18 protein-coding genes and 1 tRNA gene are annotated in these 20412 nt (G+C 69.0%); 12 read left to right on the top strand and 7 right to left on the bottom strand.

Annotation, left to right across the window (positions count from 1 at the left end; translation table 11 throughout):
- The first annotated feature begins 49 nt into the window (after positions 1-49).
- From QSK36_RS08190 to QSK36_RS08200, 3 genes are read left to right on the top strand one after another with little or no spacing between them, the layout of a single operon-like run.
- Positions 50-781, top strand: a complete 732-nt coding sequence (locus QSK36_RS08190; RefSeq protein ID WP_285781908.1) for an ABC transporter permease — start codon at positions 50-52, stop codon at positions 779-781.
- Between the two features lie 22 nt (positions 782-803).
- Positions 804-2057 (top strand): sensor histidine kinase, encoded by a 1254-nt coding sequence (locus QSK36_RS08195; RefSeq protein ID WP_285781909.1) that lies wholly within the window; start codon positions 804-806, stop codon positions 2055-2057.
- Positions 2054-2704: a response regulator gene (locus QSK36_RS08200; protein ID WP_285781910.1), complete on the top strand. Its 651-nt coding sequence runs from the start codon at positions 2054-2056 to the stop codon at positions 2702-2704. Before QSK36_RS08195 ends, QSK36_RS08200 begins: the two co-directional genes overlap by 4 nt.
- Positions 2705-2956: 252 nt before the next feature.
- Here QSK36_RS08200 and QSK36_RS08205 read toward each other — a convergent pair whose 3' ends face one another.
- Positions 2957-3856 (bottom strand): helix-turn-helix domain-containing protein, encoded by a 900-nt coding sequence (locus QSK36_RS08205; RefSeq protein WP_285781911.1) that lies wholly within the window; start codon positions 3854-3856, stop codon positions 2957-2959.
- 243 nt (positions 3857-4099) lie between these two features.
- Here QSK36_RS08205 and QSK36_RS08210 point away from each other — a divergent pair, with 243 nt between their 5' ends.
- Complete coding sequence (locus QSK36_RS08210; RefSeq protein WP_285781912.1) at positions 4100-4861, top strand: SDR family oxidoreductase; 762 nt, start codon at positions 4100-4102, stop codon at positions 4859-4861.
- Between the two features lie 181 nt (positions 4862-5042).
- Here QSK36_RS08210 and rox read toward each other — a convergent pair whose 3' ends face one another.
- Together rox and QSK36_RS08220 are read right to left on the bottom strand one after the other, a co-directional pair.
- Positions 5043-6467: a rifampin monooxygenase gene (gene rox / locus QSK36_RS08215; protein WP_285782299.1), complete on the bottom strand. Its 1425-nt coding sequence runs from the start codon at positions 6465-6467 to the stop codon at positions 5043-5045.
- A gap of 754 nt (positions 6468-7221) precedes the next feature.
- Positions 7222-7629 (bottom strand): DNA-3-methyladenine glycosylase I, encoded by a 408-nt coding sequence (locus QSK36_RS08220; protein WP_285781913.1) that lies wholly within the window; start codon positions 7627-7629, stop codon positions 7222-7224.
- Positions 7630-7679: 50 nt separating this feature from the next.
- Between QSK36_RS08220 and QSK36_RS08225 the strand changes: the two genes are divergently transcribed.
- The 7 genes from QSK36_RS08225 (at position 7680) to QSK36_RS08255 (ending at position 14451) form a co-directional block, all read left to right on the top strand.
- Positions 7680-8300 (top strand): dihydrofolate reductase family protein, encoded by a 621-nt coding sequence (locus tag QSK36_RS08225; RefSeq protein ID WP_285781914.1) that lies wholly within the window; start codon positions 7680-7682, stop codon positions 8298-8300.
- Positions 8301-8353: 53 nt separating this feature from the next.
- Positions 8354-8677 carry a YciI family protein gene (locus QSK36_RS08230; RefSeq protein WP_183532417.1) on the top strand — a complete coding sequence of 108 codons (324 nt, stop codon included), beginning with the start codon at positions 8354-8356 and terminating at the stop codon, positions 8675-8677.
- On the top strand, positions 8674-9912 hold the full coding sequence (locus QSK36_RS08235; protein WP_285781915.1) for an RNA polymerase sigma factor: 1239 nt from the start codon (positions 8674-8676) through the stop codon (positions 9910-9912). Before QSK36_RS08230 ends, QSK36_RS08235 begins: the two co-directional genes overlap by 4 nt.
- Before the next feature lie 432 nt (positions 9913-10344).
- Entirely contained in the window at positions 10345-10485 is a 141-nt protein-coding gene (locus tag QSK36_RS08240) for a hypothetical protein (protein WP_285781916.1), read from the top strand.
- 83 nt (positions 10486-10568) lie between these two features.
- On the top strand, positions 10569-12020 hold the full coding sequence (locus QSK36_RS08245; RefSeq protein ID WP_285781917.1) for an amidase: 1452 nt from the start codon (positions 10569-10571) through the stop codon (positions 12018-12020).
- A gap of 484 nt (positions 12021-12504) precedes the next feature.
- Positions 12505-12569: transfer RNA gene (locus QSK36_RS08250), tRNA-OTHER, on the top strand.
- Between the two features lie 388 nt (positions 12570-12957).
- Positions 12958-14451 carry a TROVE domain-containing protein gene (locus QSK36_RS08255; RefSeq protein WP_352239904.1) on the top strand — a complete coding sequence of 498 codons (1494 nt, stop codon included), beginning with the start codon at positions 12958-12960 and terminating at the stop codon, positions 14449-14451.
- Positions 14452-14600: 149 nt separating this feature from the next.
- On the opposite strand, the gene QSK36_RS08260 is transcribed toward QSK36_RS08255, so the two are convergent.
- The gene (locus tag QSK36_RS08260) at positions 14601-14846 is read right to left on the bottom strand and encodes a hypothetical protein (RefSeq protein WP_285781918.1); all 246 of its coding nucleotides are present in this window, start codon (positions 14844-14846) and stop codon (positions 14601-14603) included.
- 127 nt (positions 14847-14973) lie between these two features.
- Here QSK36_RS08260 and QSK36_RS08265 point away from each other — a divergent pair, with 127 nt between their 5' ends.
- Positions 14974-16197 (top strand): hypothetical protein, encoded by a 1224-nt coding sequence (locus tag QSK36_RS08265; RefSeq protein ID WP_285781919.1) that lies wholly within the window; start codon positions 14974-14976, stop codon positions 16195-16197.
- 15 nt (positions 16198-16212) lie between these two features.
- On the opposite strand, the gene QSK36_RS08270 is transcribed toward QSK36_RS08265, so the two are convergent.
- The 3 genes from QSK36_RS08270 to QSK36_RS08280 form a co-directional block, all read right to left on the bottom strand.
- The gene (locus QSK36_RS08270; RefSeq protein ID WP_285781920.1) at positions 16213-17622 is read right to left on the bottom strand and encodes a S28 family serine protease; all 1410 of its coding nucleotides are present in this window, start codon (positions 17620-17622) and stop codon (positions 16213-16215) included.
- Between the two features lie 736 nt (positions 17623-18358).
- Positions 18359-19780, bottom strand: coding sequence for an MFS transporter (locus tag QSK36_RS08275; protein ID WP_285781921.1), 1422 nt, complete (start codon positions 19778-19780; stop codon positions 18359-18361).
- A gap of 138 nt (positions 19781-19918) precedes the next feature.
- A complete protein-coding gene (locus QSK36_RS08280) occupies positions 19919-20287 on the bottom strand; it encodes a nuclear transport factor 2 family protein (RefSeq protein WP_285781922.1) in 369 nt (122 codons plus the stop codon).
- Between the last annotated feature and the right edge of the window lie 125 nt (positions 20288-20412).

A 20412-nucleotide genomic window follows, 5' to 3' on the forward strand; every position in this document is an offset into this window, starting at 1 on the left:
GGCAACCCACGCTGGAGGACGCGTTCGTGGCGCTGACCGGGAGGACCTCATGACCACGCTGACGATGACCGAGCTGAAGCTCTTCCTGCGGGAGAGGTCGGGGCCGGCCTTCGGCGTCGGGCTGCCGTTGCTCCTGCTGATCATCTTCGGCAACCTGCCGTTCTACAAGGAGCACAGGACCGACCTCGGCGGGCTGACGCTCCTGGACACGTACGTACCCATCCTGGTCGCCTTCGCCCTGGCCATGCTCGCCCTGAACGTGCTGCCGCCGGTGCTCGCCGGCTACCGCGAGAAGGGGGTGCTGCGGCGGCTGCGGACCACGCCGGTCGGGCCGGTCCGGGTGCTGGCCGCGCAGCTGATCGTCATGCTGCTGACCGCCGCGGTCGCGGTGGCCGCGTTGCTGCTGGTCGCGCGGTTCGCGTTCGGAGTGGTACTGCCCCGGCAGATGGCAGGCTTCCTGCTGACCACGCTGCTGGCGGCGCTCGCGCTGATGGCCGTCGGCCTGCTCGTCACCGCGGCCGCACCCGGCGGGCGGGCGGCCAACGCGCTCGGCGCCGTCGTCTTCTACCCGCTGGTCTTCCTCGGCGGCCTGTTCCTGCCGATCCCGACCATGCCGGCGATGCTGCGGCAAATCAGCCAGGCCACCCCGATGGGCGCCGCGGTCACCGCGATGCAGGACGCGACGAACGGGCGCTGGCCGCACTGGCTCGCTCTGGTCACGTTGCTCGCGTGGGCGGCCGGGGCGGCCGTGGCGGCGGCTAGATTGTTCCGCTGGGAGTAGGTACGCGATGCAGAGTTGGCAGATGGCCGGGCCGGCGGGCTGGGAACAACGGTTCCGGCCCATGGTCACCGTGGTCCCGTACGTGCTGCTGGCCGTCATGGCCGCCCTGACCATCGCCTTCAAGCACGACCAGCCGGGCTCCCTCGCCATCGACCTCGCGCTCTGCGCGGCGGCCGCGGTGTGGAGCCTGGCGCTCTTCACGCTGCGTCCGGCGTGGCGCGACCGGATCGGCGTGATGGGCGTCTTCCTGGCGGGCCTGATTCTGTTCGGCCTGGTCATGGTCCTGCGCAACCCGTGGTTCGGCTTCTACACGCCGGTGCTGTACTTCTACGCGTACCGGATCATCGGCTGGCCGCGCGAGCTGTACTTCGTCGCCGGCGCCGCGGTGGTGGCCGGCACGGCACAGGCGGCCGGCCTGGACCCCGGCTCCTGGATCGGCCGCCTCGAGTACCTGGGGATCCTGGTCGTCAACATCGCGCCGATGTGCCTGGTGGCCTGGATGGGCGAGATCGGCACGCGGTACTACGCCTCCCGGGAGGCGGCGCTGCGCGAGGCCCGGGAGGCCAACGCTCGGCTGGCCGCGGCGCTGGCCGAAAACGCGGCGCTGCAGGAACGGCTGGTCGAGCAGGCCCGCGCGGCCGGCGTCCTGGACGAGCGGGCCCGGATGGCTCGGGAGATCCACGACACGCTGGCACAGAGCCTGACCGGCATCGTCACCCAGTTGCAGGCCGCCGAGCACGCGGCCGACGATCCGGCCGCGTGGCGCCGGCACCACGCGGCGGCGACCTCGCTGGCCCGGGAGAGCCTGACCGAGGCGCGGCGCTCGGTGAACGAATTGCGCCCGGAGCCGCTCGAGACCGGCCGCCTGGCCGACGCCATCACCGAGGTGGCGGCCAAGTGGTCGGCCCGCCACAGCATCCCGGCCCAGGTCACCGTCACCGGCGAGACCCGCACGATGCGCCCGGAGGCCGAGGTCGCCCTGTTACGGGTCGCCCAAGAGGCCTTGGCCAACGTCGCCAAGCATGCCGGCACCGCCACCCGTGTCGGTCTCACCCTTTCCTACATGGACCGGCAGGTGGCCCTCGACGTCCGCGACGACGGCCGCGGCTTCGACTACCCGACCATCCAGGTCCAGCGCGACGGGGGCTTCGGGTTGGTGGCGATGCGGCAGCGGATCGAGGCGTTGTCGGGCACGTTGCAGATCGAATCGGAGGTGGGGGGTGGGACCGGGATCTCGGCCTGCCTGCCCGCCGAGGCGCCGGAGGTGCGTTCGTGAGTGACCCGATCAAGCTGCTCATCGTCGACGATCACCCGGTGGTACGGGACGGGCTGAGCAGCATGTTCGCCCGCGACCCCGAGTTCGCCGTGGTCGGCGAGGTGGCGGACGGGGCGGAGGCGGTCCGGCTGGCCGAGGCGCTCGGGCCGGACGTGATCCTGATGGACCTGCGGATGGCCGGCATGGACGGCGTCACCGCGATCGGCGAGCTGACCCGGCGCGGCGTACCGGCCCGGGTGCTGGTGCTGACCACCTACGACACGGACAGCCACGTGCTGCCCGCGATCGAGGCCGGCGCCATCGGCTACCTGCTCAAGGACGCGCCGCGGGACGAGTTGCTGCGCGCCGTACGCTCGGCCGCTCGCGGCGAGGTCGCGCTCTCTCCGTCGGTCGCCGCCCGCCTGATGAGCCGGCTGCGCACCCCGGCTCCGTCGACCGGCCCGTTGAGCCAGCGCGAGCTGGAGGTGCTGCGCCTGGTCGCGGCCGGCCACACCAACCGGGAGGCGGCCGCCCGGCTGTTCATCACCGAGGCTACGGTCAAGACGCACCTGCTCAACATCTACGCGAAGCTCGACGTCAACGACCGTGCGGCAGCGGTCGCGGAGGGTTACAACCGCGGCCTGCTCGCTGCTCCCGAGCGTCCGTGACAGGGGTGCCGTCGGAAGACGGTAGCGTCGCCGGTTGTACGCAGTGCCCCGCATGACCGGCGGACGTCAGCAGCCGCCAGTCGAGCGATTGACGAGGGCATCAGTCAGCCGCGGCGCCGTCCGCGCCCAGCTCTCGCAGATCGAGCCTGCCGTCACCATCCGGGTCCGAGGCGGTTGGGGTGGCTACGCGCGTACCGTCAAACGATCCGAGATGCTGATCGATCGTGATCGAACTCGACGTCGAGGAACACGCTAATGCTCAGCGGTCAGGTCACCGTGGGTTTCGAGATGGCTGTTCGGTTCAGCCGTTTGTGATCCGGCGTCCGTCCGGGTGGGTGTTGTCCGGGCCATGGAGGCGAGGAGGCGTAGTTTCTCGTCGCTCTCGCTGCCCTGATCGGCGTAGTAGAGGACCAGGAGCAGGTCGTCTACAGGGAGCTTGTCTCGGTGCAGGCGCAGCTCACCGACAACGGGATGGTTCACGGTAGTGGTGCCGCCCTCGAGATTGCGGATGTCGTGGCGCGCCCAGAGGGTTCGGAAGCGCTCGCTCGACAGGGCGAGCTCGCCCACGAGTTCCACGAACCGCGGGTTGTCGATGTCGTCCCCGACGGACTTCCTGAAGGCGGCGACGAATCCTTCCGTGGAGCGCGTCCAATGCTGCTGGAACGCCTGCTCCTCGGGATCGAGCAGCAGCGACCGCAGACGGTTGTACCCGGGCTGGAGGCGCGGAGAGAACGCGACCGCGAGCCGGTTGGACGCGAGCACGTCGAACGCGCGCCCCTCCACGAAGGCGGGAACCTGCAGGCTCGCCAGGAGCTGGTGCAACCGTGCGGGGACACGTTCGGGCTTCCTACGCCGCTGAGGCTTCGGGCGCGCGGCGGCCAGGCCGAGAAGGTATTCCTCTTCGAGCTCGTCGAGGCGCAGGACCCGCGCGAGCGACTCGAGGACCTGAGATGAGGGATTCTTGTCGCGGCCGCGCTCCAGCCGCAGGTAGTAGTCGGCGCTGATGCCCGCGAGCATGGCGACCTCTTCACGGCGAAGCCCCGGAACGCGACGGTTTGCACCCGGCGCAAGCCCGGCCTGCTCCGGGGTGACCAGGGCCCTCCGGGCACGCAGGTAGCCGCCGAGCAGGTTGGCGCGGTCGTCGTCGCTCATATTCGCCATCGTATTTCGGGCTCTCCCGGCCAAGGGGGGCCCTGACAGGACCCTGGAAGAAGGGGGCACTGCCTCCAGCCGGAGAACGGATCGACACTGAAGGTGTCGCCGCGCCCCCAGGCGGGCGGCAACGGCCTGTTCTCCCGTCCGCGTGACGCGCCCGACGGGAACCGGAACTCAGAACTTCATCGACCGCGCCCACCGGCTTGTCGCTGACCGGCGCGCCCTGAGCAGGAGCAATCAGTGGACATCACCAATCGCACCGTCTTCATCGCCGGCGCCACCTCGGGAATCGGTCTCGAGCTCGCTCGCCGGTTCGCCGCGGCCGGCAGCTCTGTCGTCGTCGGCGGCCGACGAGCCGACCTGCTCGACCAACTCGCAGCTGAGGGGTTCGACACCGTTCCCATCGACGTGACCGACCAGGACAGCGTCGACCGTGCCCGCGACGCGATCCTCCGCAGCCACCCGGGCCTCGACACGATCGTGACGATGTCCGGGATTGGGATCCCTGAGGACCTGCGCGATCCCGCGCACTTCGGTGCCGCACAGCAAATGATCGACACCAACCTCCTTGGCACGATCCGCGTCATCGACGCGTTCACCCCGCACCTGGTCGGGCGCGGCGCCGGAACCATCATCACGGTTACCTCGGGTATCGGGTTCCTGCCGTTCCCGCTCATGCCGACCTACGCAGCCTCGAAGGCCGGCGTGCACGCCTACTCCGAGGCGTTGCGCGCGCAACTGGACGGCACAGGCATCGAGGTGTCCGAACTCGTCCCCCCGGCTGTCGCCACCACGCCGGAGCAGGCTCAGCGCAACCCCCGCGCGCTCGACCTGGCCGAGTTCGCCACCGAGGTGATGGACCTGCTCCAGACCAACCCCACTCCGCACGAGATCCTCGTTGAGGGCGTGCTGATGCACCGGTGGGCCGAGCGCGACGGCACCTACGCCGATTTGGTCGCCCAGCGGTCGCAGGCGCTCGCGATGCTCCCAAGCCGTCAGTAGGCACGAAGCCGCTCGGGGCGTCGAGACGCGGCGGCCTCATCCTCAGCGACGGACTCGGACAACTCGCCGAAGGCGACATCGATCGGGGAAGACGGCGACACGGGCACGGCTTTCCGATGGTCGGTCCAGGCTGACGCTTTCGATCATGGAAAACCGTGCCGCTTGTCAAACCAGACCGAAATCAGTTGGCGGGCCTGCCGAACCAGCGGGAGATGTGGTCGTCCAGGCCCTGTTGATCGTCGCCGATCCAGGCGATGTGGCCATCGGGGCGTAGCAGGACGCACGGGACATCCAGGTCCGCAGTGGGATCCGCGAGGTAATCGACCCGGTCTGACCAGCCGCCGACGGTCAGGCGTTCGGTGCGGTCCAGCAGCAGGCCGCGGCCGCGATGCAGCAGATCGTAGAGGTGGCCCTGTTTCAGGTCGATGTCGCGCAGGCGGCGGCCGAGCAGGTCGGGGCCTTCGCCGAAGTCGTAGCGGACGCCGATCGCGGTGATCTTCTCGATCAGAAAGCGGTTCACCTCGTCGAAGTCCATCAGTTCGGTGAGCAGCCTGCGCACGGCCTGCGGGCCCGGTTCGGTGGACAGCAGTTCCATCTGGGCGCGGGTGTTGTCCAGCACGTCCTCGGCGACCGGATGACGTTCGGCCTGGTAGGTGTCCAGCAGCGTTTCGGGCGCCCAGCCGCGGATCTGTGCGGCCAGTTTCCAGCCGAGGTTGAATGCGTCCTGAACACCCAGGTTGAGGCCCTGTCCGCCGATGGGTGGATGGATGTGTGCCGCATCGCCGGCCAGCAGCACCCGCCCGACCCGATAACGTTCGGCCAGCCGGGTGGCATCCCCGAAGCGGGACATCCAGCGCGGGGAGTGCACGCCGAAATCGGTTCCGGCGACGGTGCGCAACTGTTGTTTGAAATCATCGAGGGTGGGAGGTTGCGCGCGGTCGCTGACTCCCGCGGCGGGCACGACGACGCTGTAGACCCCTTCGCCGAAGGGCCGGAGCCAGAATCGCTTATGGGTCTCGCTGATTTCGGTCACCTTGGTGGTGATCTCCTCCTGCGGCACACCCACTTCCATCTCGCCCATCAGCGTCTCGGTCCGCGAGGGCTCGCCGGGGAAGCCGACGCGGAGCAGTTTGCGCACCGTACTGCGCCCGCCGTCACAGCCGATGAGATAGCGCGAACGCAGCTGTTCCCCGTCGGCCAGCTCGACGGTCACACCCTCGTCGTCCTGCTCGAAACCGGCCACCGCACAACCGCGCCGGACCTGCGCACCCAGTGCGATCGCATGTTCTTCGAGCAGGCGTTCGATGACTGGCTGCGGGATGCCCAGCAGATAGGCGTGCGCGGAATCCAGGCCCTTGGGCGCGGGTTCGTTGATGGCGGCGAAGAAACCGCCGGCCGGACGCTGTCTTCCATGCTGGAGAATGCGCTCCAGCAGTCCGCGCATCGCCATCAGCTCGAGACTGCGAATATGCAGACCGACTATGCGGACGAACGACTTGGGCTCGGTTTCCTTCTCCAGAACGAGTACCCGCACGTCGTGCAGCCGCAATTCGGCGGCCAGCATCGCGCCAGTCGGCCCGCACCCGGCAATGATCACGTCGAACATGGGCGCGCGATCGGCGTCGGAGGCCGGCGACCGCAGTCCGGGGGCGTCGCCCACGGTCAAGTCGCGCTCGACCGTATCGTTCGACGGCGGCTCGGCGGGGAACTGCAGAGAGTCCATAGGTGTTGCCTTTCGGGAGTGCCTTGTTGTCGAGGCGCTCCCGGCGACACCTACGTCAATCGCCGGCCGTGACGGGAATGGGGAGCACCCACATCGATACAGCGTTCATGGGGCTCACCTCCTCGGGCGGTGTCACGGTCAACTGCAAGCTACCAGCCCGATGCGATCCCGCCCACTCCTTTTCCCGCCCCTGATCACGACTCCAAACGGGCCCGTGCGGTTGCAGGGCGAATCGGGCGTGGCGGCCCGGCTGATCACGGTCGCCTGATCCTGGCTGCCCCCGAGAGGGACCGGATCTCGTAGGCGCTGCCCTGATGAGGTTCGCTCGTGGCCACTGCGCGAACTGGTCGTGGGGGCGCCTCCGGTTCGGCCCTTGATCACTCACCGCTGATGACGGCCACGAGGGAGGCCGTCTTCAGCGGTGATGCTCGGCGCGCCGCTGACCGGACGGCCTTATAGCGCTTCGGTGGCGCTTCAGCGTCGCGGCTGGCCCACCGCTGATCTCGTGAGGCGTACGGGGCGGACGAACGCTTCGCGGGCCGAGTGAGCCTCGGGCCGGATGACGCACTTCTTGGGGTGGTCGTTGATCAGCCCCATCGCTGCAGGAACGCGTGCACGGTGGTCGGGCCGACGAACTTCAGCCCTGCTCGTGCAGATCCTTTGACAGCGCGACCGAGGCCGGGGACGTCGAGCGGGTCTGCGGTTCGGGCAGCTCACTGTCATCGGGCTCGTAACGCCAGACGAACGCCGCCAGGCTGCCCTCTGCGGGCGTTGCCTCGATCTTGTCCCGGTGGCGCACGATCCCGGCGTCCCGCAGGAGACGGTCGACGTCGCTGTCGCCTAAGCGAGCGACACCGGCAATGTCGGTGAGCTCCGCAATCGATCTGGTCCACGAGCTTGTCCGCGCTGGGCGCGCTTGAGGAGGTGGAGCGTAGTCGCCGCGACACTGTCGTGCTGTCGGATCGCTGACGACCGGCGTCCCGGAAGATTTTTCAAAGAAGTCTTGGGAGGCGGTGTCGGATCGGGGCGGTGGTGTTCGTAGCACTGGTGAGACCGCCCGCAAGGGGGCGGCGCCAAGGCAAAGGAACCGCGATCATGAAGCTGACGACCATGACTCAGGTCACCATCGATGGAGTGATGCAGGGAAACGGCGGCGCGTCGGACGAGGACCGCAGGAACGGATTCGAGCGCGGCGGATGGGCCCTGGGCAAGGGCGACAACGAGACGCACGCGTTCATCAACCAGACCTACCAGCGCGCCGACGCGTTCCTGCTCGGCCGGCGGACCTACGAGCTGTTCGCCGACTCGTGGGGGTCCTGGACGGTCCAGGATGTCCCGGGCTGGGAGCCTGTCGCGCGGGCGTTGAACACACGGCCCAAGTACGTGGCATCGACCACACTCGCCGATCCGGCGTGGTCGGGCACCACCGTCCTGTCCGACGACCTTGTGACCGCCATCGCGGACCTGAAGGCCAAGCCAGGCGGTGAGCTGCAGGTGCACGGCAGTGGCGCCCTGACCCGGTGGCTGCTGGAGAACGACCTGGTCGACGAGATGACTCTGATCGTGATCCCGGTGATCCTCGGCCAGGGCGCGAGACTGTTCCCGGAGACCGGCCCGGATCTTGCGCTCGACCTGGTCGAGTCGCGCGTCGACTCGAAGGGCGTGACGATCCAGGTCTACCGGCCGGCCGGGCGCCCGCAGTATGCGACAGCTTGAAGTCCCTGACCACCGAACCACGCCGTCTTGACACCACAGGGGATGATCTCTAGATGCAGTACCTGGTTTCCGTGATCCACGACCAGGCCGGCCTCGCCACCCCGGACGAGGAGGCTGCGATCGACGTGTTCAACGACCGGCTCCAGGCCGAGGGTCACTGGGTCTTCGCCGGCGGCCTCGCCTCGCCCGACACGGCCACCGTCATCGACAACCGGGGTGGGGAGGCGATGGTCACCGACGGACCCTTCCTGGAGTCGAAGGAGTACCTCGCCGGCTTCTGGATCATCGAGGCAGCCGACCTCGACGTGGCGCTCAAGCTGGCAGCCGAGGGGTCGAAGGCCTGCAATCGGAAAGTCGAGGTGCGGCCGTTCCTGTGAAAAGGATCGACGTCCGCGAGGCGATCACCCAGGCCCACCATGAGGAGTGGGCACGGGTGGTCGCCTCCCTGACCAGGCGCTTCGGTGACCTCGACATCGCCGAGGAGGCGGCGGCCGAGGCGTTCGCGACCGCCGTCCAGCGGTGGCCGGCCGACGGCGTACCGCCCAACCCGGGCGCCTGGCTGACCACCACCGCCAACCGCAAGGCCATCGACCGGATCCGGCGCGAGAACAAACGCGACGACAAGCACAAGGAGGCTCAGATGTCATATGACGACCCGCCCGAGCCTCTCGGCGCCATCGACGACGACCGGCTCCGGCTGATCTTCATCTGCTGTCACCCGGCGCTGGCGATGGAAGCGCGCGTGGCGCTGACGCTGCGTATGGTCGCCGGCCTGACCATGCCCGAGATCGCCCGCGCCTTCCTGGTGGCAGAGAGCGCCATGGGGCAGCGCATCACCCGCGCGAAGGCCAAGATCAAGGCGGCTCGCATCCCCTATCGCATGCCGTCCGCCGACGATCTCCCGGCGCGCGTCTCCGGCGTCCTCGCCGTCCTCTACCTCGTCTTCAACGAGGGCTACCTGGCCAGCGGCCCCGACACCGATCCCGTACGGCACGAGCTGACCACCGAGGCGATCCGGCTCACCCGCCTGATCCGCGTGCTCCTGCCGGACGACGGTGAGGTGGCCGGCCTGCTGGCGCTGATGCTGCTCATCGAGGCCCGCCGCCCCGCCCGGGTCTCGGCCGGCGGCGAACTGGTCCCCCTGGCCGAGCAGGACCGCGGCGCCTGGGACGCGGAACTGATCGCCGAGGGTCACCGGCTGGTGCGCGAGCGCCTCGCCGCTGCCGCCGCCGGGGCGGCTCCGGGCCGCTATCAGATCCTCGCCGCGATCAACGCGGTGCACACCTCCGCCCGCGACATCCGCGACACCGACTGGTCGCAGGTTCTCGCCCTCTACGACCAGCTCGTCCGCCTCGACCCCTCGCCGATCATCGCCCTCAACCGGGCCATCGCGGTCGCCGAGCTCGACGGCCCGGAGGTGGCACTGGCGGCCGTCGACCGTCTTGAGGACAAGTTGGCCGGCTATCACGCCTACCACGCCACCCGCGCCGATCTGCTGCGCAGGCTGGGCCGCGGTCATGAGTCGCGCGCGGCCTACGACCGGGCCATCGAGCTGGCCGGCAACACCGCCGAGACCGCCTACCTGACCCGCCGTCGCGACCAACTGCGGTAGCGCCCACGGACGCATCTCGCACGGGAAGCCCGGTGGTGTTCCGAGCAGGTCCAGTTCGTCGTCTTCGTCGTCGGAGGCGTTGAGGGCCAGGGCCTCGCGCAGCCGGCCCAGCTCGTCGGAGTGCAGCACCACCGTGGTCCAGCGACGGGCCACGGCGCCTTCGGGCAGGCCGTCCGCCCTCGTACGATCCGGGCAGCTTCACCGCGATCCACACGTGGGAATGACGCCCTGAGCCGCCCCCGGCGCGAGCTTCGGTCTGCGGTGATGGCCGACGCGGCGCGTCCGGGTGCATGAGCCGGCCGCGCCCCTTCGAAGGCCGCTGACCCCAGCCATCTCGATAGAACCAATTTAAAATGAGTTACCCCGTTCACTGGACAATCCCCGCACGCTATGGCCGGCAGTCGAGCGAATAGTCGGTGGCCGGAGAGATACATGATGAAAATTGAGATGTCTATCTCGTTGCGCGAAGCGGCATTTCATGCCCCTGCCAGTGGAGTCGACCTGCTGCCGACCCTGCTGACCTGGGGTGGACTGTCTTGGACGGCAGAACGAGTGCGTGACTTCGGCCAGTGAAGGTGGCCGTTTCGACTTTTCCGGCGAATGCGGGCGACTTGTGTGGTGACAAGCGTCTACGGCAGGCCGTTAGAGTCAACTCCATGGAATGGAATTTTCAGGCGGCCGAAGACCTCGCAGCTGCATTGCGTGCCGGTGAAGTGAGCTCGGTGGAACTGACCGACGAGGCGATCGCCCGTATCGAGCGGGACGACGAGGTGATCAACGCTATTTGCGTGCCGGACTTCGACCGTGCGCGGGCCGCCGCGCGCGGTGCTGACCAGGCACGCGCGCGTGGTGAGGACCGGCCGCTGCTCGGCATTCCGGTGACGGTCAAGGAGTCGTACAACATCGCCGGGCTGCCCACGACCTGGGGCATGCCGCCGCACCGGAACTATATGCCGGCCGAGGACGCGGTACAGGTGTCGCGACTCAAGGCCGCGGGCGCGGTGGTGCTCGGCAAGACCAATGTGCCGTTGGGGCTGCAAGATATACAGAGCTTCAACGAGATCTACGGCACCACCACCAACCCGTGGGATCACGGTCGCACGCCGGGCGGATCCTCCGGCGGGTCGGCGGCGGCCCTGGCGTCCGGGTTCGGCGCGCTGTCCATCGGCTCCGACATCGCCGGCTCGCTGCGCACCCCCGCGCATTTCTGCGGCGTCTACGCGCACAAGCCGACGCTTGGACTGGCGGCTAACCGCGGTATGGTCCCGCCGTCCGAGCCGGCATTGCCGGTCGACCTCGACCTCGCCGTCGTCGGTCCGATGGCGCGCACCGCCCGCGACCTCACGCTCCTGCTCGACGTCATGGCCGGACCGGACCCGCTGACTCTCGGCGTGGCGCACCGTTTGGCACTGCCGCCCGCCCGCCACGAGCGGCTCTGCGATTTCCGGGTCTTGGTCCTCGACGAGCATCCGCTCATTCGGACCGGGTCCGCCGTGCGGGCGGGCGTGAACCGGGTTGCCGCCGCGCTCGTCGACGGCGGCGCCCGCGTCGAACGGCACACTCCGCTGCTGCCGGATCTGACCGAAGCCGCGACGCTCTACATGCAGTTGCTGATTTCGGGCTCCGTTGCGCGTTTTCCCATCGAATCGCACGAGCAGCTGAGGACCCGCGCCGCAGAACTGAGCGCGGACGACCAGAGTCTTGACGCCGTGCGGCTGCGCGCGACGGTGTTCAGCCACGGCGACTGGATGGAGGCGAACAACCGCCGCGAGCTCCACCGCCACGGCTGGCGGCAGCTGTTCGCCGAGTTCGACGCCGTGGTGTGCCCGATCACGCCGACGCCCGCGTTCCCGCACGACCACCACCCCAATCCGTTGGAACGGCGCATCGACATCGACGGCGTCGAGTACCCGTACTTCGATCAGCTCGTCTGGGCCGGCCTGGCCACCATGCCCGGCCTGCCCGCCACCGCCATACCAGCGGGTCTGTCCCCCGAGGGCCTGCCGGTGGGAGTGCAGCTCATCGGTCCGATGTTCGAGGACCGCACCCCGTTGCGGCTGGCCGAACTGCTCGAGCAGAAGATCGGCGGCTTCCACGCACCGAAATAGAGCGCATTGCCGGGTATCCGCCGAGGACGAGGTACGGATCAGTCTCCTCCCGGCACAGGAAGTCCACGGTGCCGGCCATCCGGCGCCGACACCCCCCGATGATGCCGCCATCGCGCCCCGCGCCGGCCATCGGCAGCGGACGGGCTGCAGGTGAGGGGTGAGATCGCGTCGGCGCGCTGGCGGACCCAGGCCATCATCGCGGCCGCCCGTCCGCTGAACGACGCTCGCGGGCGGCCAAGCCTGTGCGGGGCCGCCCGGGAGATCGACATTCGTCCGTGAACCGGCAGAGCTGTTTCATATCCAAATCCGGACAATGCTTCCCGGGTGTACGGAGTTCGCACGGCAAAAATGGGAAGCGGCGAGGCGCAGGACAGGGCTAGGCTTCCTGGTGTTCCAGGTGCGAAGGCTCCGGCTACTTCTTCGGGTGAAACTACGCCGGTTTCCGTCCCCGACCTCTGGAGCGCACAACTTGATATGCACCTCCCGGTGCGAAGGCAACGGCTACTTCCTCTTCCAAAGGAGCAACGCGGGTTCGAATCCCGCCGCCGACTCGTTCGGCGTCGTCTAGTGGCCTAAGACGCTTACGTATCCCGTCGCCGAATCTGATCTCGGGGGGCACAACTTCATATGCACCTCCCGGTGCGCCGACAGCGGCTACTTCGAGGTTCGATCCCTTGCAGCCCCCGTCTGGGGCTGTCGCCCGATTGGCGGGCAAGCCGCAGTCACCTTGATCTCGGGGGGAACACAACTTCAGAACGTGCTCCGTGCGCAGGCGAGGCCTACTTCCACTGTTAATGGGGTTGTCGCTGGTTCGAGTCCAGCCGGGGGCTTCGGTCTCCGTAGCTCAGTTGGCAGAGCACCACGTGGCTTCACCGACTTGATCTCGAGCACGGTCTCTGGACGCGGGCTCCTCCTGTCGCGGAAGGGGCCCGTTTTCATGTCCAAGTTCAACCGTGGCACGACCCAGGCCGCGACCAACAGCCCGGTCACCACCGAGGCGAAGCCGACCGGCCGCACGCACGAGGGTGCGCCCGGCTACATCCGCGACGCCAAGTCCGAGCTGTTCCTGCTCGCCGTCTCGAACATGGTCGGCGAGGACACCTTCTATGAGAAGGCCGGCGACCGCGACGAGCGCTTCCGCGCCCTCGTCCACCAGGTAGCCGTCGAGGACGGGGACTGGATGGCCCGCTTCCTGCCCTGGCTGCGCGGCGAGGCGAACATGCGGTCCGCACCGGTCGTGGCCGCGCTGGAGGCCGTACGGGCCCGCCTGGCGGCTGGACTGCAGGGCGGCAACCGCGAGCTGGTCGCCTCCGTGCTGCAGCGTGCCGACGAGCCGGGCGAGGCACTTGCGTACTGGACGTCGCGGTACGGCCGGGCCGTCCCGAAGCCGGTGAAGCGCGGCATCGCCGACGCCGTCCAGCGGCTCTACACGGAGCGGTCCCTGGCGAAGTACGACAGCGACGCCCGTGGCTTCCGCTTCGGCGACGTCATCGATCTCGTCCACCCCACCCCGGCCGGCGACAAGCGGCTGTGGCAGGGCGACCTGTTCGCCCACGCGCTCGACCGGCGTCACGGCCGGGACAAGCCGGTCCCGCAGTCGCTGCGCATGCTGCGCGACCGGGCCGAGCTGCTCTCCATCCCGGTGGGGGAGCGACGCGATGTGCTGGCCGACCCGCGCCGCCTGGCTGCCGCGGGCATCACCTGGGAGGCGCTCGCCGGCTGGCTGCAGAGCCCGATGGACGCCCAGGCCTGGGCGGCGGTCATTCCCTCCATGGGGTACATGGCGCTGCTTCGGAACCTGCGCAACTTCGACGAGGCCGGCATCGGCGACGAGCTCGCGGGTCAGATCATCGCCAAGCTGACCAACCCGGAGGAGGTCGCGCGGTCGCGGCAGCTGCCGTTCCGCTTCTACTCGGCGTACCGGACGGCGCCGTCGCTGCGGTGGGGCCACGCGCTGGACACGGCGCTGACTCTGGCCACCCGGAACGTGCCCTCGTTCCCGGGGCGGACGCTCGTGCTCGTCGACACGTCGGCGTCGATGTCGTCCGGCGCGGTCGATGGTCACGCCGGTCCAGGCCGCTGCGCTGTTCGGCGTCACCTTGGCGGCGCGCGGCGACCAGGTGGATCTCGTGGGCTTCGCAGACGGCACGTTCCGGCACGAGATCCGGCCGGGAGCGTCGGTGCTGCGCGAGGTCGAGCGCTTCTGCGGACGGATCGGCGAGGTCGGCCACGGCACGCAAATCGCCGACGCGCTGCGCAGGTCCTGGAAGGGGCACGACCGAGCGGTGATCCTCTCGGACATGCAGACCATGACGGGCCACTACGCGAGCGGGGTCACGACCGCGGTCCCGGTGCATGTGCCGCTGTACGGGTTCAACCTGGTCGGATACAAGGCGGCGGCGATGCCGACCGGCTCGGGCAACCGCCATGAGTTCGGCGGGTTCTCCGACGCGTGCTTCCGGCTGATCCCGCTGCTGGAGGCGGGCCGTCACGCCGGCTGGCCGTTCTAACAATGAGGCCGCCTCGTCTGCCATACGGTCAGGCGAGGCGGCCGTGAGCGGAGGACATGACGAACCCGATCTACGGCAACCCGCCGCAGCCGAGCGCGGCGAGCCTGTGCGGTTCCTCGCCGACGCCGTCGAGGTCCTCCGTCCGAACGGCAGCGTCGTCCGCATGGACCTCGTGGCCCTGGCCGAACGTTGCCATCGGGCCGAGCGCGCGCTCGGCGAGCTCCGGCGCGAGAACCAGCGCCTCCGCGAGCGCGTCGATGCCCTCGAGGGGAAAGCGACGAACTGCGTGACAAGGCCGACGAACGGCCTTGGACACTGCTGGGTTCTGGCGTGTGCCCTGGTGCCAGACGAGGTAATCAACGAGGCGCCTCCAGGGGAGGAAAGGCACTGACGATCTCCAGACCGGTTGATCAGAGTAGGGCGGGTCGCGCTACCGTGCGCGTATGGAGGACGACGCCGCCCCGCCTCTGGCGAACCGATGGGTTGACGCCGTCGGCGAAGGTGGGCACTTGGCCGACAGGGAGATCTGCCGGTGTTTCGATCAGTACGAGGTACGTCCGCCTCGCGATGTGCGCTTCCATGGACAGCGTCAGGACACTGCATCTTCTGGGTGGCAACACCTGCTTGAGCTCGTGGAAGAAGCGGCGGCTGACGGCCGAGAGGTGTTCCGGCCCCTGCTTGAGCTCAGCCCGGCCGAACGGCGTCAGATCATTACACTGCCACCGACCATTGCCAAGCTCGTTGAGGTTAAGCATCTGGTCCTCTACGGCAGCAATTTGCTGCGGATCCCACCGGAGATCGGCGCAATGACCAACTTGCAGGAGTTCACCCCCTACACGTCGCATCGCCTGCACTGGTTCCCGTACGAGCTGACACGGTGCCGACAATTGAAGGCCAGCACGGTCAGCACCCGATCGCTGTACGGCAACTCCAAGATTCGACCGCCGTTTCCTCCGCTGCAGCCGAACAGAACATCAACCCGGGACCTCAATCTCATGAACCTCGACCCTGCGATGTGGGGGACCGAGGTGATTCAGGCATGCAGTGTCTGCGATCGGCCGATCGCCGACGCCGGCCTCTACCAAGTATGGATCTCTCTGCGGGTCGGCACCGACACTCTTCCTCTCTTGGTCAACGCCTGTTCGCTGGACTACATCGACGCGCTTCCCACTCCTTCAAAGGGCTATGTGCCAACACCGCATACTGGTGGGGTCGGTATCGTTCAGCCCCCGCCGACTACGCGTAGCGGGCCGGGGCACTTTTTTGGGGGCGGCGACGTGCACCCTGGCTATCTATGGCTTGTGGCGGGGTTGTCGACTCTGTTCGCGCTGGTACGGCTCGGCTTGTTGATGCCTGGCTGGGGCTACCGCATGAGAGTCGCTGTCGGATTCCTCGTCGTGTTCGGCGGGCTGGTGGCTGTAATGGCCTTTGATTCCGGACCGGACTCCTCGGAGGCGAGGGGCCTGACGATCTACGCCGCGACAATGATCGCCCTGTTCGCGGCAACGATCGGGCAGGGTGAGGAGATCAGAGAAGCGGCCGCTCACGCACTGCAGAACCCGGACGGGGACACGCGCCAGGTGCGGCCCGGCCCATTCACCGTGAAGTTCCTGTTGGTGCTCGGTGCCGAGATACTGCTGTTGTCCTTGGTGTTTCCCGACTTCTGAGAATCGGCCAGGCGCTCAGGTGAGCCGGGCCCACCGCCTGAGGGTGTCCGTGGCCTCGGCGAAGTCGCGAGAGGACAGGTGGCTGATGCTCGCGCCGTGGTTGGCGCGCGGGGCGACGTACACATGGCAGTCCGTCCCCTTCGGCGTGAACCGCTCGGCACTCCAGGGATCCCGCCCGCCGTAGACGAACATCATCCGGCTCGCCTGCCGGGTCACCCACGCGTCCACGTCCCGCATGGCCCTGCCGTCGAAGCGGGAGCGGAGGGACGCGGGCAGCACCGAGTTCGGCTGGTAGAGCCCCGGATACCGGGTCAGGCCCTTGAGGTGGGCGAAGCTCAGGGACGCCCAGCCGAGCTGGGTGGCCGCCTGGTAGTAGTAGGGCAGGTACGGCTCGATGCCCTGATCGGTGTACTCCTCCCAGGTCTGGATCTTGTCCACCCATCGGAAGATGGCGGCGTCGGAAGCCTTCTCACCGGGGATGCCCTTGCAGTCCTGCTGCCGGAAGTACTGCCAGAACGTCCAGGCGGAGTCGAGCACGCTCAGCTCGAAGGAGCGGTCGGCCGTGCCGATGGTGCGGCGGAAGGTGAGGCCCTCGCGCCTGGCCATGGCCGTAAGCCGGGGCACCAGGCTCTTGCGACGCTTGAGCGCCTCTCGCTGCACGATACGCAGGGCGGCCCGGCACGACGGCGTGCCCACGGTTGTGAAGAACCGCTCGTAGACGCGGTCGTCATCGTTGACCGCGTCGTTGGGCGCGACATAGGCCACGACCCCGTCGAGGTCGCCCGGATAGAACCGGTGGTGGTAGACGGCGGTCATGCCGCCCTTGCTGGCCCCGGTGCCGATCCAGGCGCCGCCGTAGACCTGCTTGAGCGCCTCGACGATCGCGTGCTCGTCACTCGCCTCCTGCCAGATGTCGAGCTTCGCCCAGTCCTTCCGCTTCGGAAGCGAGGTGCCGAAGAAACGGTGCTCGACGGAGAGCTGGTTGGCGTCGAGCCCATAGGTGGGCTCCTGGAGCCACACCTTCTCCGGCATCAAGTATCCGCTGGTGTAGAGGACCACGGGCCGGTCCACCGACCGGTGCGAGAGAGTGAGCCGCTGCTGGAACGTGCCGCCGCGCGGGTTCCGGTGGTCCACCGGCTGGGTGAAGGTGAGGGTGTAGTCCTTGTAGCCCTTCGCCCGCCCCTTCTTCACCGACACCACCCGGAGACCGGGGACGGCCCTGAGCTGCGCCAGGAGGTCGTCCTTCGCGGTCCCGGCCTTGGAAGCCGCGGACTTCGCCAGGACCGTCCCTGCACCGGTCGCCGGGGCGGCCGCCGCGGGGACCGCGATCAGGAGGGACGGCGCCAGCGCCGCCGAGAACAACGCCAGGGGCCCCCGCGTCCGCCGGACCGGACTCTTCAGCCGCGCGTACCGGCGACCCGCCATGCCGTTTCCTCCCACGTCGACGTAGATCCACAACAGTGATCGGAAAGACTCTGGCGTATCGGTATATGTCGGCACAACCGCAAAAGGGATCCGGCTCACGGCCGCCCGTGTCGCCCCAGGCCGGGCAGATGTTGTCGGTGGCGTAGTGCAGCATCGGATCACCGAGCTGTCGACGCTTCACCCGCCTCGACGCCGCCCGCTCTTGCAACCGGGGCGGGGCGGCCTCGGCCTGGCGATCGTGCGGAACATCCTGTACGGCCACGAGGGCGAGGTACATGCGGAGCCGTCGCCGGCCGGTGGTCCGGCTCCCACCGGCCTGACCCGCCGCAGGCGGACCACACAGCAGTGAGTGGCTCGTGCGGCGAACAGGACGCGGTAGACCCGCGTGTCGTGGAACCCGTCGGGCACCGGCGGCGGGCCGAGCCGCAGGGGAACCGAACTACGCCGTCCTTCGCTGAGGTGCACTCCCGGCAGGAGAAGGACGGCCGCGTCCTACCTTGCCACCCACGGCGGGACGGGAAGACGTGCCGCATGGGCGGGTCATGTCTTGCACGGCTCGGCATGGGGCCGAGAGGGGGTGCCTCGGCAAGTCGATGTGCCCGGACCGATACGACTACTCGGGCTCCTTCGCCAAGGTCGAGGAATACCAGCGACGCGGCGTCGTCTACCTGCACGCCGTGATCCGCCCCCTCCCTGGGCGGATCACGTTCTCGGACTTCGCGGGCTCGGTCCCGGGTCAGCGGGCGGGGCGGGGCAGCGCCTGGACCAGCGCGGCGACGGCGGCGGCCAGACCGACCAGGAGCGCCAGGCCGAGAGCGAAGGCATGCGGGTAGTGGGCCGGGGCGGGAGCGCCAAGGGCGCCGTAGAAGACCATCCCGACCAGCGCCACCCCGATCGCGCCGCCCGCCTGCTGGGCCGTGCTGAGGACGCCCGAGGCCGCGGCGGCGTGCCGGGGATCGGTCCCGGCCAGGACGATCGCGGGCAGCGGGGCCATGATCAAGCCCATTCCCGCACCGGCGACGAGCAGGCCCGGGATGACCCATGCGACGGGACGCCCGGTGCCCAGGGCCGAGGCCGTCTCGGCCAGGGCCGCGTACCCGAGGGCGACGACCAGGGCTCCCAGGGTGACGACCTGGCGGCCGAGCCGGGCCGCGACCCGTCCGGACAGGGCCGAGGAGACGAAGTAGCCGAGGCCCAGGGGAAGGAAGATCAGGCCGGAGCCGAGAGCGTCCAGGCCGCGGCCCTCCTGGAGGTAGAGCGCCAGGACCAGGAAGAACGAGCCCGTCGTCATCGAATAGATCAGGCTGACGACCACGCCCGCGGAGAACGAGCGGTGCCGGAACAGCGCCGGGTCGATCAGGGGCGCGGCCGTCCGGCGCTGGTGCAGGGCGAAGGCGGCCAGGAGGGCGCCGGCGGCGGCCAGGCAGAGCCACGTCCAGGCCGGCCAGCCCTGCTGCTGGCCCTGGACGAGCGGGTACACGATGGCCACCAGGCCCAGGCCGGCCAGCGCGGCACCGGTCAGGTCCAGACGGGCCCCGGCGGCCCGTGATTCAGGGATCAGCCGCCGGGTCAGCAGCAGAGTGACCGCGCCCACCGGGACGTTGATCAGGAAGATGGTGCGCCAGCCGAGACCGGCGATGTCGGCCCTGATGAGCGCGCCGCCGATGAGCTGCCCGAACACGCCGCCGAAGCCGAGGGCCATGCCGTAGGCGTTGAACGCCTTGGTGCGGTGCGCGCCGGTGTAGAGGGTGTTGATGAGGGCGAGGACCTGCGGCATCAGCAGCGCCGCCCCGGCGCCCTGGGCGACCCGGGCACCGATGAGGAACCCTGCGGTCGGGGCCTCGCCGCAGGCCGCCGAGGCCAGGGTGAAGACGGCCAGGCCGATCGAGAAGAGCCGCCGGCGCCCGTACAGGTCACCCAGCCGTCCGCCGAGGACGAGCCCGGAGGCCAGGGCGATGCCGAATCCGGCGACGATGAACTGGATCGCCGACGGGCCGGCGTTCAGCTCGCGCTGTGTCGCGGGGATCGCGACGTTGACGATGAAGAAGTCGAGGGTGGTGATGAAGACACCGGTGAGGAGCACCAGCAGGCTTCCCCACCCGGCGCTGCCGCCGGTCGCCGCAACCCGCGGGGACCGCGGTGACGTGATGGTCGTCAATGTTCTCCTCCTGCTCGCGCCGTTCCACGCTCAGCTTCGCGGTGGGTACGGCATTACGGCGATTACGCCTGAGGTCATGAAGCCCGTGCGGATGCGCCGGGCGCGGCCCGGCCGAGGCGTGCGGGCCGCGCCCGGGGGTCAGATCCCGGTCGGCACCTTGTCGAGGAACCCGTACACCTTGCCGATGCGTCCGTCGGCGGTGAGGACCGCGACGTCGAAGCCCACGACGAGGGCCTCGTGGCCGGCCGGCCCGAGTTCCCAGCAGAAGCGGGCGATGTCGTGGTGGGCGTCCACCGGGCCGGCCAGGGTGAAGGTGAGGCCCGGGAACTGGCCCTGCACGGCGGCGATGGTGGCGTCGATCTCCGCGCGGCCCTCGGCGACCGCGATCGGGTCGGTGTAGGCGCCGTCTTCGGCCCAGATCTCGTCGATCGCCGCGCGGCGGGCGGCCGGGTCGATCTCGTTCCACGTGGCGATGTAGCGGGCGACGAGGTCGTTGACGTCGGACATGTGTTCCTCCGTTGTTCGTGCTTCGTGTCGATGCAGGTCACGAAGGTACGGAGAATCACCGGACGAGGAATCCGTCGTGCTTAGGCAACCGTGATCGCTGTGACCGGATTCGTATAGGTAACTTG

Source organism: Microbispora sp. NBRC 16548 (assembly GCF_030268985.1).
Classification (GTDB): domain Bacteria; phylum Actinomycetota; class Actinomycetes; order Streptosporangiales; family Streptosporangiaceae; genus Microbispora; species Microbispora catharanthi.

Coding starts and splice junctions, on each gene's coding strand:
- QSK36_RS08280 (WP_285781922.1), bottom strand. CDS start 20,287: ATGTCCGACGTCAACGACCTCGTCGCCCGCTACATCGCCACGTGGAAC.
- QSK36_RS08195 (WP_285781909.1), top strand. CDS start 804: ATGGCCGGGCCGGCGGGCTGGGAACAACGGTTCCGGCCCATGGTCACC.
- QSK36_RS08255 (WP_352239904.1), top strand. CDS start 12,958: ATGTCCAAGTTCAACCGTGGCACGACCCAGGCCGCGACCAACAGCCCG.
- QSK36_RS08245 (WP_285781917.1), top strand. CDS start 10,569: ATGGAATGGAATTTTCAGGCGGCCGAAGACCTCGCAGCTGCATTGCGT.
- QSK36_RS08190 (WP_285781908.1), top strand. CDS start 50: ATGACCACGCTGACGATGACCGAGCTGAAGCTCTTCCTGCGGGAGAGG.
- QSK36_RS08205 (WP_285781911.1), bottom strand. CDS start 3,856: ATGAGCGACGACGACCGCGCCAACCTGCTCGGCGGCTACCTGCGTGCC.
- QSK36_RS08240 (WP_285781916.1), top strand. CDS start 10,345: ATGATGAAAATTGAGATGTCTATCTCGTTGCGCGAAGCGGCATTTCAT.
- QSK36_RS08265 (WP_285781919.1), top strand. CDS start 14,974: ATGGAGGACGACGCCGCCCCGCCTCTGGCGAACCGATGGGTTGACGCC.
- QSK36_RS08270 (WP_285781920.1), bottom strand. CDS start 17,622: ATGGCGGGTCGCCGGTACGCGCGGCTGAAGAGTCCGGTCCGGCGGACG.
- QSK36_RS08230 (WP_183532417.1), top strand. CDS start 8,354: ATGCAGTACCTGGTTTCCGTGATCCACGACCAGGCCGGCCTCGCCACC.
- rox (WP_285782299.1), bottom strand. CDS start 6,467: ATGTTCGACGTGATCATTGCCGGGTGCGGGCCGACTGGCGCGATGCTG.
- QSK36_RS08225 (WP_285781914.1), top strand. CDS start 7,680: ATGAAGCTGACGACCATGACTCAGGTCACCATCGATGGAGTGATGCAG.